The sequence below is a fragment of the Bradyrhizobium sp. UNPA324 genome (assembly GCF_006658635.1).
GTDB classification, from domain to species: Bacteria; Pseudomonadota; Alphaproteobacteria; order Rhizobiales; family Xanthobacteraceae; genus Bradyrhizobium; species Bradyrhizobium nanningense.
In genome coordinates, this window is the sequence record NZ_LFJD01000004.1 from 5,681,813 (window position 1) to 5,696,816 (window position 15,004).

Below are 15,004 nucleotides of genomic sequence, written 5' to 3' on the forward strand. Positions count from 1 at the left end.
TGTATCGATGTTCGACCTCAACCAGCTCCGCTGTTTCGTCACGGTAGCGGAGGAATTGCATTTCGGCCGCGCCGCCGCGCGGCTGAACATGACTCAGCCGCCGTTGTCCCGGCAGATCCAGGTGCTCGAGCACATCATCGATGCGCCGCTCTTGGAACGCACCAGCCGCTCGGTCCGCCTCACCCCTGCCGGGCGCAGCTTCCTGCCCGAGGCGCGGCGCATCCTCAAGCTTGCGGAAAGCGCCTCGCAAGTCGCCCGCCGCATCGCGCTCGGCAAGATCGGCTCGTTGAAGATCGGCTTCACGGCAGCCGCCGCTTACGGCTTCCTGCCCGAGCTCGTCGCCGCCTGCCGCGCCAAGCTGCCCGAGGTCGATTTCTCGCTGAAGGAGATGGTGTCGGGCGACCAGTTCGAGGCGCTAACCTCGGGCCAGATCGACGCCGGCCTGCTGCGGCCGCCGATCGCGCGGCCCGAGCTCGCCAGCCGCCGCGTCGTCGCCGAGCCCCTGCTCGCCGCGATCCCGAAGAAGCACCCGCTGGCGAATGCCGACAGCATCACCATCAAGGATTTCGACGACCAGCCCTTCGTGATGTATTCGCCCTATGAGAGCCGCTACTTTCACGATCTGCTGGTGGCGCAATTCACCCGCGCCGACGTGCTGCCGCGCTATGTCCAGCATCTCAGCCAGATCCACTCGATCCTGGCGATGGTCCGCGCCGGCCTCGGCCTTGCCATCGTGCCGGCCGCGGCTGCGGGCCTGAAGATCTCCGACGTGCGGCTGCGGCCGCTGAAGCTGAGGGGCCGCGTGCCGGTCGAGCTGTTCATGGTCTGGCGCCGCGACGACGAGAATCCGCTGCTCTCGGCGCTGGTCAAAATCGCCGGTGAATTGTCCTCCGCGGAGGTGGCGGAGGATTGATGCTCAATCCGCATCGGTCGATATAGGCTTTGGCTTGGACCCGCATCGAACGGTCTCTTAAACCACGGCGCATGGACGCGCAGGCCGAAAGGCCAGCGTCCTCCACAACACGCACCAAGGGAACAGCGCCCGTGAGCAAGATGACCCCACAGGAGATGGCCAAGAAGATCGGATCCGGCCTTCTGTCCTTTCCCGTCACGCCGTTTAAGGCTGACTATTCCTTCGACGAGGCTACTTACCGCGCCAACATGGACTGGCTGTGCGGCTACGACGTCGCCGGCCTGTTCGCTGCCGGCGGCACCGGCGAGTTCTTCTCGCTGACGCCGACCGAGGTTCCGCAAGTCGTGAAGGTTGCCGTCGAGGAGACCAAGGGCCGCGTGCCGGTGCTCGCCGGCACCGGTTACGGCACGGCCATTGCCCGCGAGATCGCAATCGGTGCGGAAAAGGCCGGCGCCGACGGGCTGTTGCTGCTGCCGCCCTATCTCACCCATTCCGAGCAGGACGGCCTTGCCGCCCATGTCGAGGCGGTCTGCGCCGCCGTGAAGATCGGCGTCATCGTCTACAACCGCGACAACGCCATCCTCCAGCCCGATACGCTCGCCCGCCTTGCCGAGCGCTGCCCGAACCTCGTCGGCTACAAGGATGGCATCGGCGACATCGAGCTGATGACCCGCGTCTACACCAAGCTCGGCGACCGCCTCACCTATGTCGGCGGCCTGCCGACAGCGGAGACCTTCGCCCTGCCCTATCTCGACATGGGCGTGACGACCTATTCCTCCGCCGTGTTCAACTTCGTGCCGGAATTCGCCACCAATTTCTACGCGGCCGTGCGCAAGCGCGACCATGCGACGATCCAGGCCGGGCTGAAGGATTTCATCCTGCCGCTGATCGCGATCCGCAACCGCAAAAAGGGCTACGCGGTCTCGATCATCAAGGCCGGCATGAAAGTGATCGGCCGCGATTCCGGCCCCGTCCGTCCGCCGCTCACCGACCTCACCGAGCAGGAGATCGCGGAAGTAACCGCGCTGGTGAAGCAGCTGCCCGCCATGCGATCGTCACAACAGGCTGCTGAATAATAGACACAACAGGAGGAGCGTGCGATGGCCGAGACGAACATCTCCGGTGCACCGATCGTCACATCGATGCAGGTGATCCCGGTCGCAGGCCGCGACAGCATGCTCCTCAACCTCAGCGGCGCGCATGCGCCGTTCTTCACCCGCAACATCGTCATCCTCACCGACAATGCCGGCCACACCGGCGTCGGCGAGGTGCCGGGCGGGCAGAAGATCTGGCAGACGCTGCAGGACGCCAGGGATCTCGTGATCGGCAAGACCGTCGGCGCGATGAACAACATCCTCGCCGACATCCGCACCGCCTTTGCCGATCGCGATGCCGGCGGCCGCGGCAAGCAGACGTTTGATCTTCGCGTCATGATCCACGCCGTCACCGCCGTGGAATCCGCTCTGCTCGATCTGCTCGGCCAGCATCTCGGGCTGCCGGTCGCCGCGCTGCTCGGCGAAGGCCAGCAGCGCAGCAGCGTCGAGACACTCGGCTATCTCTTCTTCGTCGGCGATCGGCGCAAGTCCCGCCTGTCCTACGTGGAAGGCGAGGCCGGCAAAGCGGAATGGTTCAACCTGCGCCACCAGGAAGCGATGACGCCGGAGACCGTGGTGCGGCTCGCCGAAGCCACCCACGACCATTACGGCTTCGCCGACTTCAAGCTGAAGGGCGGCGTGCTGCGCGGCGAGCAGGAGATCGAGGCCGTCACCGCCATCGCAAGACGCTTCCCGAACGCCCGCGTGACGCTCGACCCCAACGGCGCCTGGTCGCTGGATGAAGCCGTCGGCCTCTGCAAGAACATGCACGGCATCCTCGCCTATGCCGAGGACCCCTGCGGCGCCGAGGCCGGTTTCTCGGGCCGCGAGATCATGGCCGAGTTCCGCCGTGCCACGGGACTGCCCACGGCAACCAACATGATTGCGACCGATTGGCGCCAGCTGTCCCACGCGCTGCGCCTGGGTGCGGTGGACATTCCGCTGGCCGATCCCCATTTCTGGACCATGCAGGGGTCGGTGCGCGTCGCCCAGACCTGCCGCGACAACGGCCTGACCTGGGGCTCGCACTCCAACAACCATTTCGACATTTCGCTGGCCATGTTCACCCATGTCGGCGCCGCCGCACCCGGCAAGGTCACCGCGATCGACACTCACTGGATCTGGCAGGACGGCCAGGCGCTGACCAGGGAGCCGCTCCAGATCAAGGCCGGCAAGATTGCGGTCCCGGACCGGCCGGGCCTGGGTATCGAAATCGACAGGGCCGCTATCGACGCAGCGCATGAACTCTACAAGCAGCATGGACTTGGCGCCCGGGATGACGCTATTGCCATGCAGGATCTGATCTCCGGCTGGACCTTCGACGACAAGCGTCCCTGCCTGGTACGGTAAAACACTCTGGAGGAAATGATGACTGCGATCCTTAAAAACTTCATCGGCGGCGAATGGGTCGACGGCTCCGGCGTCACCAGGAACATCAACCCCTCCAACACCAACGACGTCGTCGGCGAATATGCCAAGGCCGACAAGGCGCAGACCGAGAAGGCGATCGCCGCCGCCAAGGCCGCCTTCCCCGCCTGGGCGCAGTCGACGCCGCAGGCGCGCTTCGACGCGCTCAACAAGATTTCGCTCGAAATTCTCGCCCGCAAGGAAGAGCTCGGCCGCCTGCTCGCCCGCGAGGAAGGCAAGACCCTGCCGGAAGGCATCGGCGAAGTCGCCCGCGCCGGCCAGATCTTTGCGTTCTTCGCCGGCGAGGCGCTGCGGCTGATCGGCGAGAAGGGCGCCTCCGTCCGTCCCGGCCTCGACGTCGAGCTCACGCGTGAGCCCGTTGGCGTCGTCGGCATGATCACGCCCTGGAATTTCCCGATCGCGATCCCCGCCTGGAAGATCGCGCCGGCGCTCTGCTACGGCAACACCGTGGTGTTCAAGCCGGCTGAGCTGGTGCCCGGCTCCGGGCACGCGCTCGCCGAAATCATCACCCGCTCCGGCATTCCCGCCGGCGTCTTCAATCTCGTGGTCGGCTCCGGGTCGGTGGTCGGCCAGACCCTGCTCGAGCACCCGGATGTCGCCGCGATCTCCTTCACGGGCTCGGTGCAGACCGGCCGCAAGATCGCGCAGGCCTGCGTGCTCTCGAACCCGATGAAGAAGTTCCAGCTCGAGATGGGCGGCAAGAACCCGCTGGTCGTGCTCGACGACGCCGACCTCAAGACCGCGGTCGAGGTCGCCGTCAACGGCTCCTATTTCTCGACCGGCCAGCGCTGCACCGCCTCCTCACGCCTGATCGTCACCGAAGGCATCCACGACCGCTTCGTCGCGGCGATGGCCGAGCGCCTGAACGGACTGTCGGTCGACGACGCGCTCAAGGCCGGCGTGCATATCGGCCCCGTGGTCGACCAGAGCCAGCTCGACCAAGACCTGCGCTACATCAAGATCGGTCAGGACGAGGGCGCCAAGCTCGCCTTCGGCGGCGAACTGCTCAAGCGCGAGAACCCCGGCCACTACCTGCAGCCGGCGCTGTTCACCGAGGCCAACAACAACATGCGCATCGCGCGCGAGGAGATCTTCGGCCCGGTCGCCGCCGTCATCCGCGCCAAGAATTACGAAGAGGCCCTCGCCATCTCCAATGATACCGAGTTCGGCCTCGCCTCCGGCATCTGCACCACCAGCCTGAAATACGCCTCGCACTACAAGCGCAACAGCGAGTCCGGCATGGTGATGGTCAATCTGCCGACCGCCGGCGTCGACTATCACGTGCCGTTCGGCGGCCGGAAGGGCTCGAGCTACGGCGCCCGCGAACAGGGCTCCTACGCGCGCGAGTTCTACACGACGGTGAAGACGGCTTATACGTTCCCGGGCTGACGGAGATCGTAGGGTGGGTTAGCCCGCGGCTGCGCAAAGCGCAGTCCGCTGGCGTAACCCACCTCTTCTGCCTCCGCGGACAGAGACCTTGGCGGGTTACGCTGAGTGATTGCGCTTCGCGCAATCACAGGGCTAACCCACCCTACACTTCGGAGTCCTCCCATGGACCAAGACGTCGCAGCGAAAGAGCAGCCCCGCTACATCAAGCTCAACGAGCGCGACAATGTCGCGATCGTGGTCAATGATTTCGGGCTTCCTGCCGGCTCCCGCTTCGCCAGCGGACTGACGCTGCGCGCCTTCGTGCCGCAGGGGCACAAGACAGCGTTGGTCGATATCGCGGAAGGCGCGCCGATCATCCGCTACGGCGAGATCATCGGCTACGCGCTGTCGCCGATCCTGGCCGGCGAATGGGTGGACGAGGCGCGCATTCGCATGCCGGAGGCCCCCGACCTCGACAAGCTCGAGATCTCCACCGCCGTCCCTGCCCCGCTGCCGCCGCTCGAAGGCTTCACCTTCGAAGGCTACTGCAATCCGGACGGCTCGGTCGGCACCAAGAACATCCTCGGCATCTCCTCCTCGGTGCAATGCGTCAAGGGCACGATGGAATATGCGGTCAAGCGCATCCGCGCCGAGCTGTTGCCGAAGTACCCGAACGTCGATGACGTCGTTCCGCTCACCCACGCCTATGGCTGCGGCGTCGCCATCACCGCGCCCGATGCGGTGGTGCCGATCCGCACGCTGCAGAACCTCGCGCTCAATCCGAATTTCGGCGGCGAAATCCTCGTCGTCGGCCTCGGCTGCGAGAAGCTCGCGCCCGAGCGGCTGGTGCCGGAGGGCGTCAGCGATGCCATCGTGCGGATGCAGGACGAAGCCTTTGACGGCTTCGGCGCGATCGTCGATGCCATCATGACCCAGGCCGAAGCCAGGCTGAAGGTGCTCAACACCCGCAAGCGCGAGACCTGCCCGGCCTCCGATCTCGTCATCGGGCTGCAATGCGGCGGCAGCGACGCCTTCTCCGGCGTCACCGCCAATCCCGCCGTCGGCTTCGCCGCGGACCTCCTGGTGCGCGCCGGCGCCACCGTGATGTTCTCCGAAGTCACCGAAGTACGCGACGCCATCCAGTTGCTCACGCGACGCGCGATCAACGAGGACGTCGGCCGCGCGCTGGTGCGCGAGATGGCCTGGTACGATTCCTATCTGGCCCGTGGCGGCGCCGATCGCAGCGCCAACACCACGCCCGGCAACAAGAAGGGCGGCCTCGCCAACATCGTCGAGAAGTCGCTCGGCTCGATCGTCAAGTCCGGCTCGAGCGCCATCACCGGCGTGCTCTCGCCCGGCGAGAAGGCGACGCAGAAGGGCATGCTGTTCGCGGCAACGCCGGCCTCCGACTTCATCTGCGGCACGTTGCAGCTCGCCTCCGGCATGACGCTGCAAGTGTTCACCACCGGCCGCGGCACGCCCTATGGTCTTGCGGCGGCGCCCGTCATCAAGGTCGCGACCCGCAGCGAGCTCGCACGGCGCTGGAAAGACCTGATCGATTTCGATTCAGGCAGCATCGCCACCGGCGAGAAGACCATCGAGGAATGCGGCTGGGACCTGTTCCGCCTGATCCTCGACGTCGCGAGCGGCCGCACCAAGCCATGGTCGGACCGCTGGGGCATCCACAACGATCTCACCCTGTTCAATCCGGCGCCAGTGACCTGAGAGTCATTGGCCGTCGATCAGGTGCATGTCGCCCAGCGTGACGGGCAGGCTGCGCGTGATGAGGTCCGCGATCGCCGCACGCAATCGCTCGCTCCAAGCCGCACCGTCAAACGTCGCGTCGACCGGCCCGCTCGGGCCGGCGAGCCGCAGGGTCCCGGTGTTGTCGAGCGGCGCGGCCGCCCGCTTCTCGATCACGTCGAACGACTTACCGTCGATGACGCGGACTTCGTACAGCGCGTGGATCAGGCCGTAATCCGCCAGCAGCGTCCGGTATTCGGCGAGCCCGACGCCCTCGACGTTGCGACCGTTGCCGAGTTTCGATCTTGCTGGGGTGATGACGATGTACGCATCCAGCCCCTGCGGGGCGACATCGCTGCGAACCAATTCCTTGAACGGATCGCTGCGCAGCAGGTTGACGGGCGCAACAGCCGAATCCCTGATGGCCGCGAACGCTGCGCGCCTGTAAGTCACCGGCAGCACGCGATAGCGTCCGCTCAGCAGCTTCGTCGCCTGCTGGACGATCAGTTCGTCCAGTCCCCATGCGCTGATTGAGGCGCTTTGCGCGGCGTTGCCGAGCCCGGTCAGGCCGGCCCGCGCCAGGCTCATCTCCTCGCCGATGGCGGAGATGATGCCGACGGTCTTGATCGCCTGCAGCCGGCTCGCGCGCGTCTCGAACGCTGCGGCAGCGCCGAGGGCGATGCAAGCGACCGCAAGGCCAACCCATAGAAATGCAATGCGGCGCATGGCGACCTAGCGAATCCTGAAGTCGAACGAATAGGACGCACCGATGCCGACGGTGGTCTGGTTCGACGACCCCCGCAGCTTTACCAGCGGGCTGTCCGCGGCATCGCCGAGCAGCTTCTCGTATTCGACATAGGCATGGACCTCCCATTGCGGATTGATGCGGTAGGAGATCTGGCTGCCGAAGCCGACCGAGTGCGCACCGCCCCTGGCATCATACATCGGCAACCCTGATGCCAGCGCCTGCGCTGCATCGACGCCGAAATACGGCGCGGTGGCCTTGGTGCTCTTCCAGGTGAAGCGCGGGCCGGCCGAGATCGTCAGCCTTTGAATCAGCGGGACGATGACGTCGGCAGAGACGTCGGCCACGGTGCCGGTATGGCCGCCCACACCTTGGCGCAACTCGCTGCGCAGGCGCAGCCAATCCACCGGATAATATTCGACGAAGCCGCCGAGCTCGTAGGCCGCCTTGACGTCGCCGAGGCCGGTCAGCTCGGCATATTTGTCGCTCTTGCGCGAGGAGACGTATTTGAACGCAGGGCCCGCGCGAAAATTGCCGACGTCGAGCAGCGCGATGCTGGCGCTGTCGCGCGGACCGCGAAACTGGTCGATCGATCCGGCGCGGCGGATGGTGAAGATCGGGATCGGGAGAAACTTGCCGTTCTTCGATCCGACGAAGTCAGGCGTGTATTCGCCGCCGATGCCGACCATGACGGTCCAGTTGCCGGACGGCGACGGCAGCATCGGCAGCTCGAATGGCGGGGCCGGCAGCGTGAACGCGGCCTGCGCCGATGCGGATTGCGCTGTCGCCATGATCGCACCGAGTGCGGCAAGGCAGGCGGTCGTCCACCGCGCATTCACCGTGAGGCGGAGAGCGGCTTCGTCAATATGCTTCATTGCAGGGCCCCGGACCGGCCTTGCTGGCCGAGTCGACTGATGTGGTTGGAGCCCAGCATGTGGTCCGGCAAAATTGCCCCAAGATTGCAACGGCCGACCACCCCTACGACATTCCGCGCGCGGGTCCGCCGCCGGATCAACATTGCCCGAACATTGCCGGGACGGGTCCACGCGCACAAGTTTTGAACGCGCGTGCCGTTCAACCCCTCCGTTCCTGCCTTTTATTCGCCAAGCTCGCTGCCTTAAACGGAACTCGCGCACGAACCGAACCGCCGGACTTCGGCCAGAGAGCGTCAACGTCGGGGCTTGTTGCCCCGGGAGAGTCAAGGACGACCCGGGTGCGCTCGCTCGTGATCGAAGACGAACCGCAAATCGGCGCCTATGTCAGCCGCCTGCTCGGACAATTGCATGGCGTCGTCGACCTCGTCGGCTCGATTGCCGACGCCCGCCAGGCGTTGGACAATTTCAAGTATGATCTTGCGATCGTCGACCGGATGCTGCCCGACGGCGATGCGCTCGAGGTGGTCACCGCACTGAGCCAGTCGCCGGACCGCCCAGCGATCATCATGCTGACGTCCAAGGACACCAAGGAGGACGTCGTCGATGGCCTCAACGGCGGTGCCGACGACTATCTCGGCAAGCCGTTCGAGCCGCAGGAGCTGCTTGCGCGGGTGCGTGCCGTGCTGCGTCGCCCCCGGCTGCTCGCGCCTGCCGTGCTGTCGCTCGGCAATGTCGAGCTGCATCTCGGCAGCAACGAAGTCCTGGTCGCCGACAGGAAGATCCTGCTGCGGCGGCGCGAGGCGTTGATCCTGGGCGCACTGCTGATGCGGCGCGACCGCGTCATCACCCGCGCCGCCCTGATCGAGGAAATCTACGGCTTCGACGACGAGATCGAATCCAACACGCTCGAAGCGCAGGTCTCGCGCCTGAGGAAGAAGCTGGCCGCATTCGGCGGCGACGTCGAGATCCGCAGCATGCGCGGCATCGGCTACATCCTGCGGATGGCAACGCCGCAATGAGGTCGATCGCCCGGACGTTTGCGCTGTCGCTCGGCATCGCCGCAACGGCGATTTTCCTGATCATGCTCGGCCTCTTCATGTGGCGCTATCCGATGGAGGAGCGCGAGTTCAGGGCTTGCCGGGTCGTCGTTGCCGTTCTCGACCGCGCCACCGATATCGAAGGGCAGAACCTCACGGTGCGCCCGACCCGCGCCCTCGAAGAGCTGAAGGCGGACAGCCCGAACCTCTGGTACGTCGTGTCCGCAGGCGACATGGTCAGCGAGTACGGCAGCGAGCGCCGCCCCGCCCTCCCCTTCGCATTTCCCTATCACGGGCCAATCGGCTCCTCCGTCTTCAACACGCTCGACCAGAAGAGCACCTTCTGCCTCGCCGTCGTGCAAAGGGGCTCGTTGCAGCTCACGATGATGGTCGGCGAGCCTCAGGTCCGGTTCGGCCGGATCGCAAGAAACTTTCTCATCCGCAGTGTCTTTTCGATCATGCTGCTGGCGCTGGCCTTTGCCGCGACCGTTGCCGTCGGCGCGGCGCTGGCCGCGCGTTTCGTCTCACGCGGCATCGAACGCGTCGCGCTTCGCGCGCTCGCGATCGACCCCGCGGCGCCGCAGGGTCTGATCTCCCTGTCCGAGGTCCCTCGCGAGTTGAAGCCGCTGGTCGATGCGCTGAACCGCGCCTTCGGCGAGATCGACGCCTATATCCGGATGCAGCGCCGCTTTCTCGGCAATGCCGCCCATCAGCTCCGCACGCCGCTGACCCTGCTGCGCGCGAAGGTCGAGGACGTGCCCGATCCGGTTCTGAAGGCCGAGCTGGTGCGCGACGTCCGCCGCCTGACGTCGCTGGTCTCAGCCATGCTTGATCTGGCGCGGCTGCAAAACCATGCGATCGAGAAGCGGCCGATCGATCTCGGCGACATCGCCCGGGACGTGTTGGCCGATTTCGGTCCCTCCGCGCTCGACGCCGGCATCGAGCTTTCGCTCGAGCAGGCCGGGCAAGGCCCGTTCATGGTGCAAGGCGTGGACGCAGCGGTGCGCAGCGCGCTCGCCAATCTGGTCGGCAATGCACTCATCCACGCCCATGGCGCACGACGCATCACGGCCACGTTGAGCCGCGAGGGCATCTCGATCGACGATGACGGCGCAGGCCTGCCCGATGGCGTGGAGCACGGGCTGATCGAGCCGTTTCGGACCGGCAATACCGCAGGCGACGGCGCCGGCCTTTCGATCGTCCGCGAGATCATGGCCGCCCATGGCGGCGAACTGCTCATCTCCTCCGCGCCCGGTCGCGGTACGACGATGAGCCTGCACTTCCCCGTAACCACCGCGCCGACCAGATCTTTGCAACTGGATCTGCAGGCCCGCTAGCTGCGGGCCGCGCCGATCATCCGCGAAACCGTCCGGAAACATTGACGCGAAAAACTTCGTCATCGTTTCATTCTGTCGCATCACGCAATCAATGGATTCGCGTCCCGACACACGAATGTTCGCACACGAGCGAACCTCTTCCCGCACCGTCACGACCAAACCTCCGATTGACATCTTCAACGGAGATTTTCCAATGCGTATTCTCACAATGATTGCCGTCACCAGCGCCATGATTGCGAGTTCGACCGGCGCGTTCGCCGGTGAGCTTCCTTCTTACGAAGTGAAGTCGTTGCCGATCTCGGCGACCCAGGTGCAGGTGCTCGGCGGTGCCGGCGTCGAGGAGCAGCCGGCCGCGCCCACCATGATCGTCGCCGGCATGCCCGCCTCGCCCGCACAGGTTTCGGTGTTGACGCCGCGCGTCAAGCGGCTTGCGAGCGCGGGTTCGGAGAGCGAAGCGCGCTAAGCCTTTCGCATCGTCTGCGGCGCCTGCATCTGGTGCGGGCGCCGTCGGCGTTTTCAGGTCATGCTGCCCGGCATGAAGCAGCGCACGCGCGGATGACCGTCGATATAGTGCTTCCACACCATGGTGCGACCGATCTTGTTCGGCACGGTGATCAAGGCACCCTCGGGCACCACGACCCATTCGTCGTCGATACGGACGCGGTAGCGGCCGCGATCGGACTCCCAATCGACGTCGGCAATGACGTAGCCGTCGGCGTCGGTGCAGCACTGACCGAATTCGCTATGCAGGCTTTCGAACCAGGGTTTCAACGGTGAGTTGGCGTAGCGCCCGTCGTCGCGCGCCTGTGCCGAGAATGTCAGAAGCGCCGTCACGCCCAGCAGCGTCCCTGCGCACAATGATGAAAATTTCATCTCGTCGTCCCGCGATCAAAATGATCCGTGCGGGGGGACGACAATGCCATCCGTTGTCCGCGCCTTGAATCAGGCGCGGCACCGGCGACTCGTTCCCCAGCAGCTGACGACAACTATGCAAATCCGCTGCCAGCGCGCATTCCGGGGAACTACTGCCGCAAGGCGTAAAGCCATGCGTCTTTCGACGGATGCGGCCTAGGATCAAAATCCGGGGCCGAGAAGACGATGCTTCAGAAATACCGAAACAAGCCTATTGCTTCGCCGGTGCCATCATCGTGCCGCCACCCCTCTTCGGCGCGGGTGCCGGCGGCTTGGTGGCCGCGGCCTGCGCGGGCAGATATTTTGCCACGATGGCGGGATCGACCTGGGCGATGTTGGCGTCAGGCAGGCGCGTCCAGCTCTCGTCCTTGCCGAGCAGCGAAATGCCGAGATAGCCGCGCAGGGTCAGGGTCTGGCCGTCGGGACTGACCTTCATGTTGGCCTTCCAGATCTGGCCATCGCGCGGATTGAGCACGTTGCCGCCTTCGTACTTCAAGCCTTCGCGCTTCATGTTGCGGACGAAGGAGATGCCGAGCACCGGCGCGTTCTTGCGGTCATCGGTGCACTTGCTGCAGACCTCGTTCGGATCGTCGCCGGGGCGCGGGAAGGTCTTTGCGATCACGCCTTCGAAGATGCCGTTGTGGTCGACGAAGAGAAACCATCCGACCGTCTTGCCGTCTTCGACCTTCTGCCACAGGCCCGCCGCCGTGGGCTCGGCGGTCTGCGCCGCAGACGGCGTCACCGTCGCGAGCGACAATGCGAGCGCGAGGAGGGGGAGCAGCCGAAAGCTGGAGAAATTCCGCATTAGATCACCTTGTTATTCCACGACCGGAATGGCCGCAGACTACGGCGATTTCGCGAACGGTTCCAGCACCAGAAACATGGGGCATCCCTTCCCGCCCCGTTGCGTCAGTTGACACCCAGCTTCTTTTGCAGGCTGGAGGACGAGGTCGTGTACTGGAACACGAGCCGTTTCTCCGGATAGACGTAACGATGGGCTTTTTGCGACATCAGCGCGCCCTCGTGAAAGCCGCACAGGATCAGCTTGATCTTGCCGGGATAGGTGTTGATGTCGCCGATCGCGAAGATGCCTGGCACGTTGGTCTCGAACGCGGATGTCTCGACCGGCACCAGATTGTTCTCCAGCGCAATGCCCCAGTTCGCGACCGGACCGAGCTTCATGGTCAGTCCGAAGAACGGCAGCATGGTGTCGCAGGAGATTTCAGTGATGCTGTTGTCGTTGCCCTTGATGGTGGCGCCGGTGAGCTTGCCTTCGTCGCCGGAGAGCGCGGTGACCTGACCGAGCCGCAGATCCATCTTGCCGCCAGCAACCAATGCGCGCATCTGCTCGACGCTGTGGGGCGCGGCGCGAAACTCGTCGCGCCGGTGTAGCAGCGTGATGCGCTTGGCAATCGGATGCAGGTTGAGCGTCCAGTCGAGCGCGGAATCGCCGCCGCCGACGACCAGCACGTTCTTGTCGCGGAACGTTTCCATCTTGCGCACGGCGTAGTGGACCGAGGTGCCTTCATAGGCCTCGATGCCCGGCACCGGCGGACGCTTGGGCTGGAACGAGCCGCCGCCGGCCGCGATTACCAACACCTTGCACTCGAACACCTTGCCCGCATCCGTGGTGCAGCGAAACATGGGATCGCCGATCTTCTCCACGGTCTCGACCATCTCGCCGAGATGGAAGGTCGGATGGAACGGCTTGATCTGCTCCATCAGCGCGTCGGTGAGGCCCTGCCCCGAAACGTGCGGGATGCCGGGAATGTCGTAGATCGGCTTTTCCGGATAGAGCTCGGCGCACTGGCCGCCGACCTTGTCGAGGATGTCGACGAAATGCGCCTTCATGTCGAGAAGGCCAAGCTCGAAGGCGGCGAACAGACCGCAGGGGCCGGCGCCAATAATCAGCACATCGGTTTTGATCGCGTCGCTCATGTCGTCTCTTTGTCTGTCGTTACCGTTGGACGGTGCCCTTTGGGCCGAGGTGACCCTGCCTGTCTAGCCAACGGGGATGGATCAGGGAAGGCATAAAAGCGGGAGCGCCCCGCAGCCGCGCCCACTTGCCGGAGCAGGATAACTGAGCTGTAACGAGCAAGGATATGACGGAGATCAATCGGTGAACGCACCAAGTCGCCTCGATACGACGCCGCGCCTGGAGGACTTTCCCTACCGCTTCAGCGACAACGTCCGCTTCGGCGATCTCGATCCCAACCAGCACGTCAACAACGCGGTCTACGCCACCTATTTCGAGACCGGCCGCGTCACGCTGATGAAGCTGCCGGAATACGGCCTGACGCCGCCGGGCCTCGCCTGGATCATGGTGCGGCTCGACATGCATTTTCGCGCCGAGTTGCGCTGGCCGGGCACGATCGAACTCGGCCTCGGCGTCGTGAAGCTGGGACGCACGTCCGTGACCTTCGAGCAGGTCGTGTTCTCGGAAGGAAAATGCATCGCCTCGGCAACGTCGGTCGGCGTCTTGCTCGACGAGGCGACGCGCCGGCCGGCACCGCTGACCGCGGAAGTGATCGAGAAATTCAGACCCTGGCACAAGCGCGGCATCGAGGTCGCGCCGCCGAGCAGTTAGTCTTGTCGAGGGACGATCAGGCCTGACGTTCCGGCGTCGTCACGACGAGACCATCGAGATCGTCGCTGACCTTGATTTGGCAGGACAGGCGCGAATTCGGGCGCACATCGAAGCCGAAATCGAGCATGTCCTCTTCCATCGGCGTCGGGCTGCCGACCTTCTCGCGCCAGGCTTCGTCGACATACACGTGGCAGGTCGCGCAGGCGCAGGCGCCACCGCATTCGGCCTCGACGCCGGGAATGCTGTTGCGGATCGCGGCTTCCATCACGGTTGCGCCGTTCTCGATTTCCACCGTGCGGGTTTCGCCCTTGTGGTCGACAAAGTGAATCTTGGCCATGTGTGCTCGTGCTGCCGCGGTGCTGGGAATGAAGGAGGGTCCGGGCTGTCCTATAACGGGTCGATCAGCCCGGCGCCATAGGGTTTTGCTGCGAAGTGAATCCCGCTTTGCGGCAAGAAAATGCGTCAAAACAAGAGACTAGAGTCCGGCTCGGCCGCGTGGCCTCAGGACTTCAGGATCGTCTCGATGGCGGCGCGGGCCTCGGTCACCGCTTCCTTCAGCGCGGCGAAGGCGTGGCGCTCGTTATGACCGACCTGGATCGCGGTCTCCAGGCTTGCTGCGGCATCGGCCACTGCAAGAGCGCCGATCCCGCGGGCCGATCCCTTGAGCTTGTGGGCGAGCGCGCCGGCCTCGGCCGGCAATCCCGCCATCGCCGCCATCAGGCGGACCGCCTGCTCGGCGAACATGGCCAGCACCTCCTGCTCCAGCGCGGCATCGCCGAGCGTCATCCGGGAGAGATGGTCGAGGTCGAGCGGGCTGTCGATGGGTGCAAGCGGGGGCGAGGGCATCCAGTCCATCCGTTGCAGTTCAGGCGTCATGGCGAAAGGCCCCGGCATCGCGCGACGGTTCCGCCGATCCGGCGGTGAGTTCACCTCACCCAAGCATGGAAATGGTTAACGAAATGTTT

General features: G+C 65.0%; 16 protein-coding genes. 9 read left to right on the forward strand and 7 right to left on the reverse strand.

Annotated elements, in window-relative coordinates; all coding sequences use genetic code 11:
- Positions 1–7 precede the first annotated feature (7 nt).
- The 5 genes from UNPA324_RS27305 (at position 8) to garD (ending at position 6,528) form a co-directional block, all read left to right on the forward strand.
- Entirely contained in the window at positions 8–913 is a 906-nt protein-coding gene (locus UNPA324_RS27305; RefSeq protein WP_141936869.1) for a LysR family transcriptional regulator, read from the forward strand.
- Between the two features lie 131 nt (positions 914–1,044).
- On the forward strand, positions 1,045–1,989 hold the full coding sequence (kdgD, locus tag UNPA324_RS27310; protein ID WP_141936871.1) for a 5-dehydro-4-deoxyglucarate dehydratase: 945 nt from the start codon (positions 1,045–1,047) through the stop codon (positions 1,987–1,989).
- Positions 1,990–2,013: 24 nt separating this feature from the next.
- Positions 2,014–3,357: a glucarate dehydratase gene (gudD, locus tag UNPA324_RS27315; RefSeq protein ID WP_141936872.1), complete on the forward strand. Its 1,344-nt coding sequence runs from the start codon at positions 2,014–2,016 to the stop codon at positions 3,355–3,357.
- A gap of 18 nt (positions 3,358–3,375) precedes the next feature.
- Complete coding sequence (locus UNPA324_RS27320; protein WP_141936874.1) at positions 3,376–4,824, forward strand: aldehyde dehydrogenase family protein; 1,449 nt, start codon at positions 3,376–3,378, stop codon at positions 4,822–4,824.
- 162 nt (positions 4,825–4,986) lie between these two features.
- Positions 4,987–6,528, forward strand: a complete 1,542-nt coding sequence (garD, locus tag UNPA324_RS27325; protein WP_141936877.1) for a galactarate dehydratase — start codon at positions 4,987–4,989, stop codon at positions 6,526–6,528.
- 3 nt (positions 6,529–6,531) lie between these two features.
- Here the strand turns inward: garD and UNPA324_RS27330 are convergent, their stop codons facing one another.
- Both UNPA324_RS27330 and UNPA324_RS27335 read right to left on the reverse strand, forming a co-directional pair.
- Positions 6,532–7,272 carry a hypothetical protein gene (locus UNPA324_RS27330; protein WP_141936879.1) on the reverse strand — a complete coding sequence of 247 codons (741 nt, stop codon included), beginning with the start codon at positions 7,270–7,272 and terminating at the stop codon, positions 6,532–6,534.
- 6 nt (positions 7,273–7,278) lie between these two features.
- Positions 7,279–8,166, reverse strand: a complete 888-nt coding sequence (locus UNPA324_RS27335; RefSeq protein ID WP_181769532.1) for a MipA/OmpV family protein — start codon at positions 8,164–8,166, stop codon at positions 7,279–7,281.
- Between the two features lie 350 nt (positions 8,167–8,516).
- On the opposite strand from UNPA324_RS27335, the gene UNPA324_RS27340 reads away from it, so the two are divergent.
- The 3 genes from UNPA324_RS27340 to UNPA324_RS27350 all read left to right on the forward strand — a co-directional run bounded on the left by UNPA324_RS27340 (position 8,517) and on the right by UNPA324_RS27350 (position 11,003).
- Complete coding sequence (locus tag UNPA324_RS27340) at positions 8,517–9,185, forward strand: response regulator transcription factor (protein WP_246667221.1); 669 nt, start codon at positions 8,517–8,519, stop codon at positions 9,183–9,185.
- A complete protein-coding gene (locus tag UNPA324_RS27345; protein WP_141936883.1) occupies positions 9,182–10,540 on the forward strand; it encodes a sensor histidine kinase in 1,359 nt (452 codons plus the stop codon). Before UNPA324_RS27340 ends, UNPA324_RS27345 begins: the two co-directional genes overlap by 4 nt.
- 193 nt (positions 10,541–10,733) lie before the next feature.
- Positions 10,734–11,003: a hypothetical protein gene (locus tag UNPA324_RS27350; RefSeq protein ID WP_246667222.1), complete on the forward strand. Its 270-nt coding sequence runs from the start codon at positions 10,734–10,736 to the stop codon at positions 11,001–11,003.
- 53 nt (positions 11,004–11,056) lie between these two features.
- Here the strand turns inward: UNPA324_RS27350 and UNPA324_RS27355 are convergent, their stop codons facing one another.
- The 3 genes from UNPA324_RS27355 to UNPA324_RS27365 all read right to left on the reverse strand — a co-directional run bounded on the left by UNPA324_RS27355 (position 11,057) and on the right by UNPA324_RS27365 (position 13,390).
- Positions 11,057–11,413 (reverse strand): hypothetical protein, encoded by a 357-nt coding sequence (locus tag UNPA324_RS27355; protein WP_128918200.1) that lies wholly within the window; start codon positions 11,411–11,413, stop codon positions 11,057–11,059.
- A 250-nt stretch (positions 11,414–11,663) separates the two neighbouring features.
- Positions 11,664–12,257, reverse strand: a complete 594-nt coding sequence (locus UNPA324_RS27360) for a DUF2147 domain-containing protein (protein WP_141936887.1) — start codon at positions 12,255–12,257, stop codon at positions 11,664–11,666.
- A gap of 104 nt (positions 12,258–12,361) precedes the next feature.
- Entirely contained in the window at positions 12,362–13,390 is a 1,029-nt protein-coding gene (locus UNPA324_RS27365; protein WP_141936889.1) for an NAD(P)/FAD-dependent oxidoreductase, read from the reverse strand.
- A 181-nt stretch (positions 13,391–13,571) separates the two neighbouring features.
- Between UNPA324_RS27365 and UNPA324_RS27370 the strand changes: the two genes are divergently transcribed.
- A complete protein-coding gene (locus tag UNPA324_RS27370) occupies positions 13,572–14,039 on the forward strand; it encodes an acyl-CoA thioesterase (protein ID WP_141936891.1) in 468 nt (155 codons plus the stop codon).
- A 16-nt stretch (positions 14,040–14,055) separates the two neighbouring features.
- Here the strand turns inward: UNPA324_RS27370 and UNPA324_RS27375 are convergent, their stop codons facing one another.
- Together UNPA324_RS27375 and UNPA324_RS27380 are read right to left on the reverse strand one after the other, a co-directional pair.
- Positions 14,056–14,376: a 2Fe-2S iron-sulfur cluster-binding protein gene (locus tag UNPA324_RS27375; RefSeq protein ID WP_018317347.1), complete on the reverse strand. Its 321-nt coding sequence runs from the start codon at positions 14,374–14,376 to the stop codon at positions 14,056–14,058.
- A 164-nt stretch (positions 14,377–14,540) separates the two neighbouring features.
- Positions 14,541–14,915 carry an Hpt domain-containing protein gene (locus tag UNPA324_RS27380; RefSeq protein WP_141936893.1) on the reverse strand — a complete coding sequence of 125 codons (375 nt, stop codon included), beginning with the start codon at positions 14,913–14,915 and terminating at the stop codon, positions 14,541–14,543.
- Positions 14,916–15,004 lie beyond the last annotated feature (89 nt).